Here is a 15885-nt window from a genome sequence, read left to right as displayed (position 1 = left end):
AATAAGGTTGTATCTTTGCTCTAAAATTCACTTTTTATGTCTTCTAAAGTTAGAGTAAGATTTGCTCCGAGCCCTACGGGACCATTACATATTGGTGGTGTAAGAACCGCTTTATACAATTATCTATTTGCCAAAAAACATGGTGGTGATTTCGTTCTTCGTATTGAAGATACCGATCAAAACAGGTACGTAGATGGAGCTGAAGATTATATTATCGAATCCCTAAATTGGTGCGGAATCCCTTACGATGAAGGACCGGGCAAGGAAAAAGGTTTCGGACCGTACCGGCAGAGCGAGAGAAAAGACAAGTATCGCTCTTATGCAGAAGAATTGATAGCATCTGGAAATGCTTACTATGCTTTTGATACTTCAGAAGAGCTGGATGCACATAGAAAGGATCATGAAGAAAAGGGTAAAACCTTTATTTATAACTGGCATAACAGGGAAAAGCTCAATAATTCCCTTACCCTCTCTTCCGAAGAGACAAAGGAGAAAATTGAAAACGGGGATGCTTATGTAATCAGGTTTAAATCTCCGCAGGATGAAACCTTGCATTTAAAGGATGTGATTCGTGGGGATATGGAAATTGATTCCAATATTCTGGATGATAAGGTTCTATTTAAGAGTGATGGAATGCCAACTTATCACCTCGCCAATATCGTGGATGATCATTTAATGGAGATCACACATGTAATTCGTGGTGAAGAATGGCTGCCTTCTCTGGCTCTACACTATATGCTATATCGTGCGTTTGGATGGACCGCTCCAGAATTTGCTCATTTACCACTTATTCTGAAACCTCAGGGTAAAGGGAAATTGAGCAAAAGAGATGGTGAAAAAATGGGTTTCCCGGTATTTCCTCTTGAGTGGAAAGATCCAGCATCTGGCGATGTTTCTACAGGATACAAAGAAGAAGGTTATTACCCAGAAGCGGTAGTAAACATGCTGGCATTTTTAGGCTGGAACCCTGGAACAGAGCAGGAATTCTTTAGTCTTGACGAGTTAACGAAATCTTTTGAACTGGAACGAGTTCATAAAGGCGGTGCTAAATTTGATCCGGAAAAAACAAAATGGTTCCAGCAGCATTATATGCAGGAAGCAGATGAATCGCAGGTTACAAAGGAATTTCAAAAGATCCTGAAGGAAAAAGAGATCGTGGTAGAAGAATCCTATGTTAAGAACGTTGTTTCCTTGATCAAAGAAAGAGCAGTGTTTGTAGAAGATCTCTGGGATCAGGGATATTTCTTCTTCGTCTCCCCTACTTCTTTCGAGCCAAAAGATGCAAAAAAGGCATGGAAAGAAGGTTCAGCAGAATTGATGAACGAATTAAAAACCTTCCTGGAAGGACAGGATAATTTTGAAACCGAACAACTACAGGCTGAAGTCAAAAACTGGATCAAAAGTAAGGAGATTGGTTTTGGAAAAGTGATGATGCCTTTACGTCTCGCACTGGTTGGAGCATTACAAGGTCCAGACGTTTACGAGATCGCAAGTTATATTGGAAAACAACAAACTTTAAGCAGGCTCACTAAAGCCATTGAAACGTTGGGATAATTGATCCTGAAAACTATTACAGCCGGTAAGAAACTTGATCTTACCGGCTTTTTTTATGCTGATTAAATGCTGAAGAATGCTTAATTTCAGTAAAAAATTCTATTAGCATGATAAATCTTGTTTTAATACCCATACTCGTCATTTTACTGTTGCTGCTTATATTCTCAGGAATCTTTGTAGTTCGGCAGCAAACCTCAGCAGTTGTAGAGCGCTTCGGAAAGTTTACCAGCATCCGGAATTCTGGACTGCAATTAAAAGTTCCCCTGATAGATCAGGTAGCAGGAAGGATTAATCTAAAAGTTCAGCAACTTGATGTTCTGGTGGAAACTAAAACCAAGGACAATGTATTCGTAAAGCTGAAAATATCCGTACAGTTCCAGGTTAGAAAAGATAACGTGTATGATGCCTTCTACAAGCTTGAAAGTCCGCATGACCAGATTACAGCCTATGTTTTCGATGTTGTGCGCGCAGAAGTACCTAAAATGAAGCTGGACGACGTTTTTGAACGTAAAGATGACATAGCCATTGCTGTAAACCGTGAATTGAACGAAGCGATGCAGTCTTATGGATATGATATCATCAAAACCCTGGTTACAGATATAGATCCTGATGTACAAGTGAAAGCTGCCATGAACAGGATAAATGCTGCGGAAAGAGAAAAGGTTGCAGCAGAATATGATGCTGAAGCAGATCGTATAAAAATCGTTGCAAAAGCCCGGGCTGAAGCTGAAAGTAAGCGGTTACAGGGACAGGGAATTGCTGATCAGCGACGAGAGATCGCACGCGGACTGGAAGAAAGTGTGGATGTTTTAAACAACGTAGGTATCAATTCCCAGGAAGCCTCGGCCCTGATCGTGGTTACGCAACATTACGATACATTACAGGCTATTGGAGAAGAAACCAATTCAAATCTTATTCTCTTACCTAATTCACCACAGGCCGGTAGTGAAATGCTGAATAATATGGTTGCGTCCTTTACCGCTTCTAATCAAATTGGGGAAGCGATGAAAGAGCAGAACAAAAAGAGAATAGAAGAACAAAAGAGAAACAACGAAAATGACTCATAAAAAAAGCCCCGAATCGGGGCTTTTTAATTTTTTGTATGATGATTACAATTCGTGGTCCATATTAGTCCTCTTGATACCCATGATCTTGGAAACCGCCCGAATTGATAGAAATTTATGCACTATCGAACCTACTCCACTTCCCAGCAGTGACATTGGTGTCATCTGGTCTTTGGTGTGATCCATACTAAGACGAATCTCCTCTTTATCGATCTCTGTTTGTAACTTCAGGATCTTAAGATCTTTGTCGATATCTTTAAAGGACGAATAAACTCTCATTAATCATTTTTATCGTTAAAAACTGCTTTTGAAAACTTCTGAAGGATTAACTTCTCTATTGGTTCTTTTCCAAAGATATAAATCAACACCCCAACGATGAGGTAAAAACCACCTACGATAAAATAACCGGAGCTGGGTACACCAATTGACTGACTAATAATGATCGCAATAGCGAAGGATAACATGATCCCGGCAATGCTTAACAAAAAACCCATAATTAAGAAACGAACGAGCGATGTGGCTCCCTTCATTCCCTGCTTAAAGGCTTTAAGTTTATAATATTCAGCATTACTATGCAGGAATGCCTGAATATTATGATTTAAGTCGTCTACGTTGTTCGAAAGCTTTTCAAATGCCATACAGAAATTATACTACCGCTTTATTTGGAGTGTTTCCAGATCCAGTTGAAGTTCCCGGCTTATCTTTCTGCAATTTAGAATTTTGTTTTCTAAGTTCTTCTAATTTAGACTCCATTGCAGATAAAATATCATCTGCTTTATGACTTGCTGAAGATAAAGTCTCTTCCAGTCTTACTTCGAAATCTGTTCTTGCTTTCTTAGCTTTTTCAGAAAGATTAGAAGAAGTTTCGTTGTACTTCTTATTTAGTCTGTCCTGAGCATTCTGAGCATCATCTTTAAGTTTCTTGCGAGTCTTATCTCCGCTATCTGGTGCATAAAGTAAACCAACGCCAGCTCCAATTGCTGCTCCGGTAATTAATGCTAATAATGTATTTCCTGTACTTGCCATAAGTTATTGATTTTAGGTTATTAAAGCTCAAAGATAGCGGTTGGTTTCACCCTAGCTTGTTAATAACCGGTTAATATGTTAAAAATTGAATGCTAAATTATTCTTAAATAGTATGAAAAACTGTCTAAGACTTAATTTTAGCCCAGGAATCACGTAAAGTTACCGTTCTATTGAACACAGGCTTTTCAGTCGTGGAATCCTTATCTACACAAAAATATCCTATTCTCTGGAACTGTACCTTATCTTCAGGTTTTGCATCCTTCAGTCCAGGTTCAAGATAACCGGTCACTACATCTAATGATTCCGGATTTACGAAATCAAGATAATCTTTTTCCTTATCGCCATCTGGAGCTTCTTCAGTGAATAATCTGTCATAGAGTCTAACTTCAGCCTCCACAGCATGTTTTACAGAAACCCAGTGTAAAGTACCTTTCACCTTCCGAAGAGATTCTTCAGAACCGCTTCCACTTTTACTTTTAGGATCGTAAGTTGCATGAATCTCAGTAATGTTACCTTCAGCATCCTTTACAACATCCTCACCCTTAATAATATAGGCGTTTTTAAGACGTACTTCCTTTCCAAGTGTCAACCTGAAAAACTTACGGTTTGCACTTTCTTTAAAATCTTCTCTTTCTATGTATAATTCACGTGAAAATGGAATTTCTCTGCTCCCGGCAGCTTCATCTTCAGGATTATTTTCAGCTTCCAGCCATTCTTCTTCTCCTTCAGGATAGTTAGTGATCACCAGTTTAACAGGATCCAGAACACCCATAACCCTTGGAGCTATTTTATTAAGATCTTCTCTGGCACAGAATTCCAGGTGGGAAACATCGATCATATTCTCACGTTTTCCAACACCAATCGAATCGGCAAACTTTCGTATAGCACCAGCAGTGTAACCTCTTCTACGCAATCCTGAAATTGTAGGCATTCTAGGATCATCCCAGCTATCTACAAAACCTTTTTCTACAAGTTGTAATAATTTACGCTTACTTACAATGGTATGACTAAGGTTTCTACGTGCAAATTCTCGCTGTTTTGGCTCAAATTCACCTTGTTTGCTTACTTTTTCTAGAAACCAGTTATATAATTCTCTATGCGGTAAAAATTCGAGGGTACAGAATGAATGAGAAACATGCTCAATAAAATCTGACTGTCCATGCGCCCAATCATACATTGGATAGATCTTCCAGTTATCTGCAGTGCGGTGGTGATCTTTATGCAAACAACGGTACATGATCGGGTCACGCATTAGCATGTTAGAAGAAGTCATATCGATCTTTGCGCGAAGTACGTGTCCTCTTTCAGGAGTGTCGCCATTCTTCATCTGCTCAAATAGCTCCAGATTTTCTTCTACTGAACGTTTTCTATACGGACTTTCCTTTCCAGGTTCGGTAGGTGTTCCCTTCTGCTCTGCAATCTCTTCTGAAGTCTGGCTATCTACATAAGCATCGCCATTTTTGATCATTTCTACCGCCCAGTCATAAAGCTTCTGAAAATAATCTGAAGCATAACATTCCTCAGCCCATTTAAAACCTAACCACTCAATATCTCTTTTGATAGCATCTACATACTCCTGCTCTTCCTTTGCAGGATTCGTATCATCAAATCTTAAATTTACAGGAGCATTATACTTCTCGCCCAATCCAAAATTTAAACAAATCGAGGATGCATGACCAATATGCAAATACCCATTAGGTTCAGGAGGAAACCTGAATTTGAGTTCTTCTCTTGAATAATTAGAATTAAGATCTTCTTCTATGATCTGCTCAATGAAATTGAGGGACTTTTTAGCTTCTGCCATAACCTGTTTTAATAAGCTGCAAATTTATCAAATTTTAAATCGATAAAGACAGCATGCGAACAATAGTATGTTTAAAATTGATAACTTGAATTAAAATCACGGATTAAAATATGGATGACCTGTATAAAATTATATTATACTCAGCATTTTCGGGAATTACGGTATTTGTAGGAGGTTTGCTTTCCAAATACTTCGGAAGCAATCCAGATAAGTCCAATCGAAAGAAAGAAATAACCCATTTCATTACGGCTTTTGGAGGAGGTATTCTTATGGGTGCCGTTGCATTGGTATTGATACCACGAGGAATGGAAGATCTGGATCTCCCTGTTTTGCTATTGGCATTTATAGCTGGTGCCCTGATTGTGTTTTTAATAGACCGGAAACTAGAAAGATCTGGAAGCACTTTGTCGCAATTACTGGCGATGCTGTTAGATTTTATTCCTGAAGCGATAGCATTAGGTGCAATATTCGCGACAGATCCTAAGACTGGTATTCTACTGGCCGTATTTATAGGTTTACAGAATTTACCTGAATCTTTCAATTCTTACCAGGATCTTATAAGATCTGGGAAGAAATCGAAAAACGCACTCGGAATTCTATTTGCACTGAGTTTCAGCGGAGTTTTAGGTGCGCTACTCGGTTATGAATTTCTAAGAGACCTACCTGAAGTTACGGCCTTCCTGATGGTATTTGCCGGTGGTGGAATATTATATCTCATATTTCAGGATATCGCTCCGAACGTAAAGCTAAAAAGGGCATGGATACCTGCTTTAGGCGCTAATCTTGGCTTTTTGATAGGTATGATTGGAGAAAAATTAATTCAGTAATTATTCAATTCTTCAGGAAACATATCTTTGTAAAAAAAGTTTTGGGAGTAATCACACTTAAGAACATTAGAACTTTCGCTTATCATGGATGTCTTGATGAAGAAAGTAAAATTGGAAGCGAATACCAGGTAAACCTTAAAGTTTCCGGGGATCTATCCCATTCTGCAAAGACAGATGAACTTAAAGACACCATAGATTATGTTCATCTAAATCATATTGTTAAGCAGGAAATGGCCATTAGATCTAAATTACTGGAAACGGTTGCTGATAGAATCTTAACCCGTGTTCTTAGCGAACTTATTATGGTTCAGCAAGCTGAAGTCGAAGTTTCCAAGATCAACCCTCCCATTGGTGGTAATGTTGCCATGGTTAGTGTGAGCATGCAGAAATCAAGGTAGATTTTAGTTTTGATACTTAAATTTTTTATTACATTTGCCATCCCGCAAAGGGCATCGTGGCCGAGTGGCTAGGCAGAGGTCTGCAAAACCTTGTACAGCGGTTCGAATCCGCTCGATGCCTCCAAAAAAAAGCTTCCTGAATAAGGAAGCTTTTTTTATTTCTAATCTTTTGTTTTTGTAAAATCCAGATCACCAATCAAAGAATCACTTGGTGTAATTTCTTCTATCTGGTTTTTGATCTCATCTACCTGGTCTGGAAAGAGTCCCTGAAAGATCAGGACGACCCCGAAGATCACCAGTATACAACTAATGAACTTTTTCATTATATAGATTCGGTTGGGCGTTAATTTCCGGTTTAGTTTTTTTGCCAGCAAGATCTTTGCTACATCTACAATAAGATATGTGATAAGCACTGTAGCAATGAATATTCCTATTCTATCCATCTGCATATCCAGCTTGGGACCAAAAACAATGATCACTCCCAGCCAGAAACCAAGCACTCCAATATTTATGAAATTCAGTAGAAATCCTTTTGCGAACAGGCTGAAATAAGCACTTTTTCCAAGCTTTCTAATTTCAGGAGTCTTATCGTCTGTTTGGAGAGTTTTTTTTGATTGCACAAAGGTCATCAAACCATAAGTAGCGAGGATCATACCCCCAAAAATAAATAAAGCTGGATCATCCTTAAGACTCTCCAGTAGCTTGGTGGTGCTAAAATAAGCGATGGTTATAAAAACACAATCAGCAAAGATGACCCCAAAATCCAATGCAATAGCGGCTCTAAACCCTTTTATAGCGGCGGTTTCCAGTAATACAAAAAAAACCGGTCCAAATAGAAAAGCCAGAAAGAAACCTAAGGGTAAAGCAGCTAAAACGTCCTGTAACATACAGTTAAGTTGTTTTGCAAATGTAAACTTTTTGTGGTTTTAAAGTAAATATAGCAGTTAAAGCCTGAATGCGATACTTTTTCCTACTAATTTGCTTCTACATCTGCCCTGCTACCCAATAAAGTGAAATCTAAATGACGTTTGACCAGGTCTGCATTCTTAACTTTGACGTAAACCTCATCACCTAAAGTGAAAGTTTTACCGGTACGTTTACCAGTTACAGCAAACTCATCAGCATCATATTCATAATGATCATCGTTCATATCTCGTAACCTGATCATTCCTTCACATTTATTTTCAACGATCTCCACGAAGATTCCCCAATCTGTAACTCCTGAAATTACTCCCAAGAATTCTTCATCCTGGTGATCCATCATGAATTTTACCTGCATGAACTTTATAGAATCTCGTTCTGCACTGGTAGCAAGATACTCACGATCACTACTATGGTTACATTTGTCTTCGTACTCTTCTTCACTGGCAGATTTATGACCATCCAGGTAATGTTGAAGTAATCTATGCACCATCACATCAGGATACCTTCTAATTGGAGAGGTAAAATGAGTATAATGATCAAAGGCTAAACCATAATGTCCGATATTATCGGTTCCGTAATAGGCCTTACTCATGGTACGAATAGCTAAAGTATCTACCATGTTCTGTTCTTTTTTACCCTGCACATCTTCCAGAAGTTTATTTAAAGAACTGGTCGTGGAATTACGGTCTGTAAGGTTCAATTTATGACCAAATCTACCTACGATGCTTTGTAAAGAAGCTAGTTTATCTTCGTTAGGTTCATCGTGACATCTATATACAAAAGTCTTTTTCGGCTTCTGTTTACCAACAAATTCAGCCACTTTTCGGTTGGCAAGTAACATGAATTCCTCGATAAGTTTATTCGCATCCTTGGCAGTTTTAAAGAAAACTCCTACTGGTTCATTTTCTTCGTTCAGGTTGAATTTCACTTCTACCTTATCAAAAGAAATTGCACCATTTCGCATACGACGACTTCTCATCTTTTTAGCAAGTCTGTCCAGCGTGGAAATAGCATCCACTACTTCACCGCTAACTGAATAAGCATCTTCGCGAATTGAAATATCTTTTGGAATACTACCAGCATTGGTTTCAATAATATGCTGAGCCTCTTCATAAGCAAAACGCTCGTCTGAATAAGTCACGGTTCTTCCAAACCACTGATCTTTTACATCAAGCTTATCGTTAATTTCAAAGACCGCAGAAAAAGTAAATTTTTCCTCATTTGGTCTTAGTGAGCAGGCGTTGTTCGAAAGTATTTCAGGAAGCATAGGCACTACGCGATCCACCAGGTAGACTGATGTTGCACGTTCGTAAGCCTCATCATCGAGAATAGTTCCAGGTTGCAGGTAGTGAGATACATCTGCAATATGAATTCCTATCTCATAATTACCATTTTCAAGTTTTCTAAAACTTAAAGCATCATCAAAATCCTTTGCATCTTTTGGATCTATTGTAAAAGTGAGGATATCACGCATATCCCTTCTTTTAGCGATCTCATCTTCATTGATAGAAGTATCTATTTTATTAGCGTATTCCTCCACCTCTTCAGGAAAATCATGAGGAAGACCATACTGGGCAAGGATGGAATGAATTTCTGTATTATGTTCTCCAGGAGTACCAAGCACTCTGGTGATCGTGGCAAAAGGTGAGTCTGCCTTATCCGGCCACTCTTCGAACTGGATTACTACTTTGTCTCCATCTTCAGCACCGTTCATTTTGTTCGCCGAAACAAAGAAATCTGTATACATGGATTTATCATCTACTACTACAAATCCAAAATCTTTTTTCTTCTGAAGCGTTCCAACAAATTCTGTTCGCTTACGCTTGGTGATATTTACAACTTCACCTTCACTTTTCTTATTGCGACGGCGATTGTAAATGTAAATCTCTACTGTATCACCATCAAAAGCTGACTTTAAATCTTTATTTGCAATAAATATATCGTCATCAAATCCATCCGCGATCGCGTAACCATAACCTTTAGTGGTTAGATCAAGTACAGCAGTATGATAATTTTTTGAACCTTCGATCTTAAATTTACCACGTTCAACTTCCTCAATTTCTTTTTTTGCAGTGAGTTGAGCTAGTTTTTTTATGATCTGATTTCTGCTACTGGCATCATTAACACCCAGTATAGAAGCAATTTGTTTGTAGTTATATGTTTTTCCCGAATTCTTTCTAAGGATATCTATAATGCTTCGGGTAAGGTTGCCCTGTCCTTTGGGCTTATTCTTGTTCTGTTTCTTCATTCTCAAATAATATGCGATAAAATTACACCATAATAATCAGTCTGCATCCTGTTGAGATTAAAGTTTTGTTAAGTCAGAAGGGTGTTTAAATAGCCAATTCACTTAGGTTCAGCAATTTATTTAAAATAAATTTTAGTTTTATTAAGATATAATCTTAATTTTTTCTTAATTTTATTTTAACATTAGCAATCAGTTCATCGTTTAAATTTGCTAACAGTATGAAACTACATAGGTCCTCATCATATACAGCGGTCTTTATTCTGATCTTTTTGATCGGACTTATAATTTTTGTGACCATTATCAACAAATCACTTAACGAGAAAAGTGATCTTCTTAATACTACTTCTTCTGAAGCACCTGTAACTACTTTAGTATCTGCTTCTAACGATTAATACGTATCTTAGGGAACTAATATTTTCCCATGAAAGACTACGTTTGCCTGGCAACTTTTACATATCCGCACGAGACTTTAATACTAAGATCCAGATTCACTGATGAAAATGTCATGCATTATTTTCAAAATGAAACTTTAGTTGGTCTAATTCCATTCAGTTCTTCTGCTTTTGGCGGAATAAAACTAATGGTTCATCCACAAGATGTTTCTAAAGCAAAAGAGCTCCTTGACTCTTTCAACGACAAATCTTCTTCTCTACGCATCGTATAGTTATGAACAGTATATACTATTATTATCTTTTCTTCTTTCTAAAAAAAATTAAATGATGGTATATGATGGCGTGTTCATTTGTACAATAATATTACTCCTACTTCCTTGTTATTTCAGTTGTAATTATTTGATAACAGTTTATCAACAAGGCTGTGAATAGCTAACTAATTGATACACTTGGGTTTTTAAGATTTACTTAACAGAAGTTCTTAAATTTTATTAATGCCTGTTTATTGAAAAGTTTACTATCAACAATTGTCAACAACCGAATTTTAAGTACTCATAACTTGATAAGAAATAACCTACTTATAATTTGCTTTATTGATAGTAGTTCGAGTATTGTTATAAAAATCTTAAAAAGCAAATTTCTTTATCATTAATTCATCAGATGTTTTGCACAATTGTATGTGGATTTTAAAGCGTTGAAAATGAGTTAAAACCTGAAAGTAATTAACAACGGGTTTTAAGCTTCTTAACTGCTTGTTTTTTTAACTTTGTCACAAACAACTCAACTATGAAAATATCTATAGGAAACGACCATGCAGGTACTGGTTATAAACAAATGATCCAGACTGCCCTGGAAAAAGAAGGTCACAAGCTTACCAATTATGGAACAAATGAAGAGGATAGTGTAGACTACCCAGATTTTGTTCATCCTGTAGCAAACGATGTGGAAAATGGAAATGCAGATCTTGGTATCATTATATGTGGTAGTGGAAATGGTGCTAATATGACTGCAAACAAACATCAGGGTGTACGCTCTGCATTATGCTGGACCGTTGAGATCGCAAAGCTAGCCCGGGAACACAACAACGCTAATATTCTCAGTATTCCTTCCCGTTTTGTTTCTGAAGAGCTTGCCACAGAGATGGTGGAAGCATTTCTAAATACTAAATTCGAAGGTGGCCGTCATCAACGAAGAATAGACAAGATTCCCGCAGCTAAATAATTATGGAATTGAATATTGAAATCAAAAAGTTCAGCGAACTGAGTCTCGCTGAACTTTATGCTATTTTACAACTACGTTCTGAAGTTTTTGTCGTGGAACAGGATTGTGTATACCAGGATATTGATGGTAAGGATGCTGAAGCTTTACATGTTCTGGGTACTAAAAAAGGGAAGATCGTAGCTTATACTCGATGTTTTGCCCCCGGATATTACTTTCCTGAAGCAGCTATTGGTCGTGTAATCGTAAAAGAATCTGAAAGAAAATATGGATATGGACACGAGATCATGAAAGCTTCTGCTACTGCTATTTTTGAAAATTATAATACTTCAAATATTAAACTTTCTGCACAGCAGTATTTGATAAAATTTTACGAATCGCATGGTTACCAAAGTATAGGCGAAGGCTACCTTGAAGATGGTATTCCACATATAGCCATGATCAAAGATTAGTATTACTTGAGGATCTCAGCGTATTTGTTTTCGCTGTTCAGGATCTCCTTGGCTTTGGAAATCTCTGGATTGTTCGCCGTATAATATTCATACAGGCCTTCTTTATAGAAATATCTCTTAATGATCTCATCTTTAAGAAGGCTAATAATCTCAGGTTTTCTTAGTTCCAGCTCCTGTTTTTCATGTTGCTCCAATTGTGATCTTATTCCTGAAGCTTCAAATTTCAATTCCAGATTTTCTTCTTCAGAAGTAGCAATTAATTCTTCCAGTTCCTTTTCCGTAGCAGTTACATAATCAAAACCAGATCCTCTCAGGTATACTTTGAATTCCTGGAAATCTGCATCGTTGAAATCAAAATCCTTCAGATCCTCTACCTTATGAGAATAATAATATTCCGTAGCATAATTAAAGATCGCATCCTGCAGTAATAATGCCTGCGTGATATCACTAAATTCGGAAGTTTCTAACTTTATATCTGGTAGAATTCCACCACCATCATACACCTTACGGCCATTACGCGTATTGAATTCATTATAGTCTTCAACTTTGGTTCTAACTGCTTTGCCATTTTCATCCCGGCGACGATAATCCAGCGCCTGTATACATCTTCCACTTGGAGTGTAATACCTGGAAATAGTAATTTTAAGCTGAGTTCCATAGGCTAATTCCCGTGGTCTTTGTACCAGCCCTTTCCCAAATGATCTTGCTCCTACGATCACTCCTCTATCCAGATCCTGCATTGCTCCGGCCACGATCTCACTGGCAGAAGCGCTACGCCCGTTTACCAGGACGACCAAAGGAATCTTGGTATCTATAGGTTCTCTCTGTGTATAATAATCCTTATTATATTTTTCAATGGCAGATCGCGTGGTGACGATCAATTCATTTGCTGGAACAAAAATATTACTCACATTAATTGCTTCACTCAATAATCCTCCCGGGTTTCCTCTTAGATCAAGAATGATCTTCTCAGCGCCCTGATTTTTAAGTTCTTTCAAAGCTCTGGATACTTCGGTTGAAGCTTTGGCATTAAACCTGGATAGTACGATATAACCAGAATTTTCTTCGAGTAATTTGTAAAATGGCACTGCATTTAGATCTACAGATTCCCGTTTTAAAGAAGTTTTCTGTTCCTTTCCCTGTCTTACAAAAGTGATTTCCACAGCGGTTTCAGATGCACCATTAAGCAGTTCTCCCGCATCCTCTTTAAAATCTGCAACTCGTATATCACCAATCTTAGTTATGAGATCTCCGGCTTTTAAACCCGCTTTATCTGCAGGATAATCTTTATAAGCTTCCACAATTGTAATTCCAGTATCTCCATTTTTTACCGCCGCGCCAATCCCGGTATATTCACCAGAATTATTGATCCTCGCTGCTTCCACATCCTGCTCATTCCAGTAATTAGTATATGGATCTAGATCTGTAAGCATCGATTTTATCGCAGAATCCATCAATTGTGCAGGATTTGTTTCATCCACATAATTCATGTTGATCTCCTTGAAAAGTGTCGTGAAGATCTCGATCTGTTTTGCGATCTCGAAAAAATCTGATTTAAAACTTACAGTTCCTATGAAAATTCCTGCAAGAAGTACAGGTAATAGGATAAGTTTCTTAAAGTTCTTTTTCATGAGTCCGCTGTTTTTCTGAAAAGTTCTTCAGCAATTTGATCATATTCTCTTCCATTTTAGAATATTCGATCTCATCCCTGGAAATGTATATGAACATAAAAGCATGAGAAATTGCAAGATCGCTGGTAACAAGGTACTTATTTTTTCTGAAAGCTTCGCGCATCAACCGTTTGATCCTGTTGCGTTTTACTGCTGTTTTCACCAGTTTTTTAGGTACCGAAACTCCCGTTTTTAATTCTGGTTTATCTGAAGTCTGGATTGGTGCATAAATAAGTTTTAACGGATAACTTTTCAGATTTCTACCTTCAGCAAAGAGCAGATCTATATGCTTTTTGCTTTTTAATTTTTCCAACTTTCCGAAGCTCTGATCCATGTTTCAAAAGTACCAATACTTTCAAATAAAAAAACCCTTCCGTAGAGAAAGGGTTTTATAATATTTACTGAAAGAGTTTATTCTTCTCCTTCTTCTTCGGAAGACTCTCCGTCTTTGTTCCAAACGTTATCTGAAGGATTTACGTCTGCCATCATCTTTGAACTATCAATTTCTATAGTAGCAATGTCTTTGGCGGCATCGATCTCCAAGTTGTAGGTAGGGAATCCCCAGGCCCAGTCTTTAGCTACAGTTCTATTTTCACCTTCACGTGCTTCTTTCTCCCAACGCATCATTTCCAATGGGATATAGTAGGTTTTCTTAGAACCATCGGCATAGGTTACATCAATATCTATAGGCATTGGCATTAATCCATTTCTTTTCAAAGATACAGTTGCCTTGGCGTCCTTCATTTCAACTTCATCTATTGCGTAATCGATCGTATTGGTAGTTTGTGTCCAATCCATTAGATACCAGTCCAGCTCTGCTCCAGAGACCTTTTCAGCAATTCTAATAAAATCGTTAGGTGTTGGATGTTTGAATTTCCATTCATCATAGTATCTGTTCAAGGTTTTTGAAAGATTCTCTTCACCTATGATGTATCCAAGTTGTGCAAGAAATACAGCTCCTTTAGAATAAGCAGAAGTTCCATAAAGTGCATTCAGTTCATACCTGTCGGCATGCGTAGATTGCGGTTGCTCTCTTCCTGAATTTGCCAGGTACTGGTATCCTCTGTAAGATCCAGTGTGCGGATTCTCCTTATTTTCTCCAAGGATTACATTTTCAGCTTCCGAAGAAATATAGGAAGTAAAACCTTCATCCATCCATTCGTGCTTACTTTCATTAGTAGCCATTAAATGCTGAAACCATGCATGCGCCATTTCGTGAGCAGTAACGCCAACAAGACTTCCAAAAGAACGTTCTCCAGTGATTAGAGTAAGCATCGCATACTCCATTCCACCGTCTCCACCCTGAACTACAGAGTATTGATCCCATGGATATGGTCCAATATGTTCGTTGAAATACAGAAGTAATTCTGCTGTTTTTGGCTGAAGATTTTTCCAGTTCTCTTTGATATTTTCATTGTTCTTATAAAGGAAATGTAGTACAGTTCCATCTTCAGCAACCAACTTATCATGAATATACTCAGGATCTGCTGCCCAGGTAAAATCATGAACTTTAGGAGCTTTGAAATGCCAGGTTAGCTTATCCCCTTTTTTTCTTTTCACTTTAGTTCCTTCTTCTTCGTAGTTGTATCCGATTTCCTGAGGATTTTGAAGATATCCTGTACTTCCAAGTATGTAATCCTTATCGATACTGATCTTTACATCAAAATCTCCCCATACTCCATGAAATTCACGGGCAACATAAGGATCTGCATGCCATCCCTGGAAGTCATATTCTGCCAGTTTAGGATACCACTGACTCATGGAAAGTGCTACTCCTTCAGAGCTGTTTCTACCAGATCTTCTAATCTGTTCCGGCACCTGGCCTTCAAATTCCATGTTGAACTTTACTTTTTTACCAGGAAGAATTGGCTGGGCAAGTTCTACTTCCAGAACAGTTCCCACTTCTTCATAATCCAATGAAGTCCCATCCTGAGTAAGAGAGCTTACTCTCAAATAACCAATCTGGTCTTCAGAAAGATCACTAATACGGCTTACCCTCTTTGGTTCTTCCTCAGTACCTTCATTTCTAACCATTCTACCATCAGGATCTGCAATACTTTCCAGTCTGGCATTCATTTCCGAACCTGGCTGAAAGGCATTAAAGTACAGGTGATAAAAAACTCGGTTAAGAGTGTCTGGTGAATTGTTGGTATAGGTCAATTCCTGAGTACCGGTGAATTTGAAATTCTCCACATTTACATCCACATCCATTTTGTAATCTACATGCTGCTGCCAGTAGGAAGTGTTGTTCTGTGCCTGAATTACTCCGGCGGTAAGTAGTATTAAGCTGAAAAAAATATTTTTCATT

The 15885-nt window shown here is 37.9% G+C and carries 17 protein-coding genes and 1 tRNA gene; 9 read left to right on the top strand and 9 right to left on the bottom strand.

Features of this window, described 5'->3' with window-relative positions:
- Positions 1-36: 36 nt before the first annotated feature.
- Positions 37-1554, top strand: a complete 1518-nt coding sequence (gene gltX, locus JM79_RS01245) for a glutamate--tRNA ligase (RefSeq protein ID WP_141876425.1) — start codon at positions 37-39, stop codon at positions 1552-1554.
- Positions 1555-1661: 107 nt separating this feature from the next.
- Complete coding sequence (locus JM79_RS01240; RefSeq protein WP_141876424.1) at positions 1662-2621, top strand: SPFH domain-containing protein; 960 nt, start codon at positions 1662-1664, stop codon at positions 2619-2621.
- 42 nt (positions 2622-2663) lie between these two features.
- Here the strand turns inward: JM79_RS01240 and JM79_RS01235 are convergent, their stop codons facing one another.
- The 4 genes from JM79_RS01235 to JM79_RS01220 form a co-directional block, all read right to left on the bottom strand.
- Entirely contained in the window at positions 2664-2897 is a 234-nt protein-coding gene (locus JM79_RS01235; protein WP_141876423.1) for a DUF6327 family protein, read from the bottom strand.
- On the bottom strand, positions 2897-3256 hold the full coding sequence (locus JM79_RS01230; protein ID WP_141876422.1) for a phage holin family protein: 360 nt from the start codon (positions 3254-3256) through the stop codon (positions 2897-2899). Before JM79_RS01230 ends, JM79_RS01235 begins: the two co-directional genes overlap by 1 nt.
- A gap of 7 nt (positions 3257-3263) precedes the next feature.
- Positions 3264-3644, bottom strand: coding sequence for a YtxH domain-containing protein (locus JM79_RS01225; RefSeq protein WP_141876421.1), 381 nt, complete (start codon positions 3642-3644; stop codon positions 3264-3266).
- Positions 3645-3768: 124 nt separating this feature from the next.
- On the bottom strand, positions 3769-5448 hold the full coding sequence (locus JM79_RS01220) for a glutamine--tRNA ligase/YqeY domain fusion protein (protein ID WP_141876420.1): 1680 nt from the start codon (positions 5446-5448) through the stop codon (positions 3769-3771).
- Between the two features lie 110 nt (positions 5449-5558).
- Between JM79_RS01220 and JM79_RS01215 the strand changes: the two genes are divergently transcribed.
- The 3 genes from JM79_RS01215 (at position 5559) to JM79_RS01205 (ending at position 6797) form a co-directional block, all read left to right on the top strand.
- Positions 5559-6275, top strand: coding sequence for a divalent cation transporter (locus tag JM79_RS01215; protein ID WP_141876419.1), 717 nt, complete (start codon positions 5559-5561; stop codon positions 6273-6275).
- Positions 6276-6316: 41 nt separating this feature from the next.
- Positions 6317-6673 (top strand): dihydroneopterin aldolase, encoded by a 357-nt coding sequence (gene folB / locus JM79_RS01210; protein ID WP_141876418.1) that lies wholly within the window; start codon positions 6317-6319, stop codon positions 6671-6673.
- A 50-nt stretch (positions 6674-6723) separates the two neighbouring features.
- Positions 6724-6797, top strand: a tRNA-Cys gene (locus JM79_RS01205).
- 37 nt (positions 6798-6834) lie between these two features.
- On the opposite strand, the gene JM79_RS01200 is transcribed toward JM79_RS01205, so the two are convergent.
- Together JM79_RS01200 and rnr are read right to left on the bottom strand one after the other, a co-directional pair.
- Positions 6835-7560: a LysE family transporter gene (locus JM79_RS01200; RefSeq protein WP_141876417.1), complete on the bottom strand. Its 726-nt coding sequence runs from the start codon at positions 7558-7560 to the stop codon at positions 6835-6837.
- A gap of 86 nt (positions 7561-7646) precedes the next feature.
- Positions 7647-9845, bottom strand: a complete 2199-nt coding sequence (gene rnr, locus JM79_RS01195) for a ribonuclease R (RefSeq protein WP_141876416.1) — start codon at positions 9843-9845, stop codon at positions 7647-7649.
- 218 nt (positions 9846-10063) lie between these two features.
- Here rnr and JM79_RS16090 point away from each other — a divergent pair, with 218 nt between their 5' ends.
- The 4 genes from JM79_RS16090 (at position 10064) to JM79_RS01180 (ending at position 11907) form a co-directional block, all read left to right on the top strand.
- A complete protein-coding gene (locus JM79_RS16090) occupies positions 10064-10237 on the top strand; it encodes a hypothetical protein (protein WP_185739443.1) in 174 nt (57 codons plus the stop codon).
- Positions 10238-10266: 29 nt separating this feature from the next.
- Positions 10267-10509, top strand: a complete 243-nt coding sequence (locus JM79_RS01190; RefSeq protein ID WP_141876415.1) for a DUF2007 domain-containing protein — start codon at positions 10267-10269, stop codon at positions 10507-10509.
- A 514-nt stretch (positions 10510-11023) separates the two neighbouring features.
- Positions 11024-11458: a ribose 5-phosphate isomerase B gene (gene rpiB, locus JM79_RS01185; protein WP_141876414.1), complete on the top strand. Its 435-nt coding sequence runs from the start codon at positions 11024-11026 to the stop codon at positions 11456-11458.
- A 2-nt stretch (positions 11459-11460) separates the two neighbouring features.
- Entirely contained in the window at positions 11461-11907 is a 447-nt protein-coding gene (locus JM79_RS01180) for a GNAT family N-acetyltransferase (protein ID WP_141876413.1), read from the top strand.
- Positions 11908-11909: 2 nt separating this feature from the next.
- On the opposite strand, the gene JM79_RS01175 is transcribed toward JM79_RS01180, so the two are convergent.
- From JM79_RS01175 to JM79_RS01165, 3 genes are all read right to left on the bottom strand, one after another.
- Positions 11910-13538, bottom strand: a complete 1629-nt coding sequence (locus JM79_RS01175; RefSeq protein WP_141876412.1) for a S41 family peptidase — start codon at positions 13536-13538, stop codon at positions 11910-11912.
- Complete coding sequence (gene rnpA, locus JM79_RS01170) at positions 13522-13911, bottom strand: ribonuclease P protein component (RefSeq protein WP_141876411.1); 390 nt, start codon at positions 13909-13911, stop codon at positions 13522-13524. The genes JM79_RS01175 and rnpA overlap by 17 nt, the downstream gene beginning before the upstream one ends.
- 77 nt (positions 13912-13988) lie before the next feature.
- Positions 13989-15884 carry a M1 family metallopeptidase gene (locus tag JM79_RS01165; protein WP_141876410.1) on the bottom strand — a complete coding sequence of 632 codons (1896 nt, stop codon included), beginning with the start codon at positions 15882-15884 and terminating at the stop codon, positions 13989-13991.
- Position 15885: the final 1 nt, after the last annotated feature.

It is taken from the genome of Gramella sp. Hel_I_59, assembly GCF_006714895.1.
Lineage (GTDB): Bacteria > Bacteroidota > Bacteroidia > Flavobacteriales > Flavobacteriaceae > Christiangramia.
Note: the sequence above shows the minus strand (reverse complement) of the source record. Positions and strands in the feature narration are given on the sequence as shown.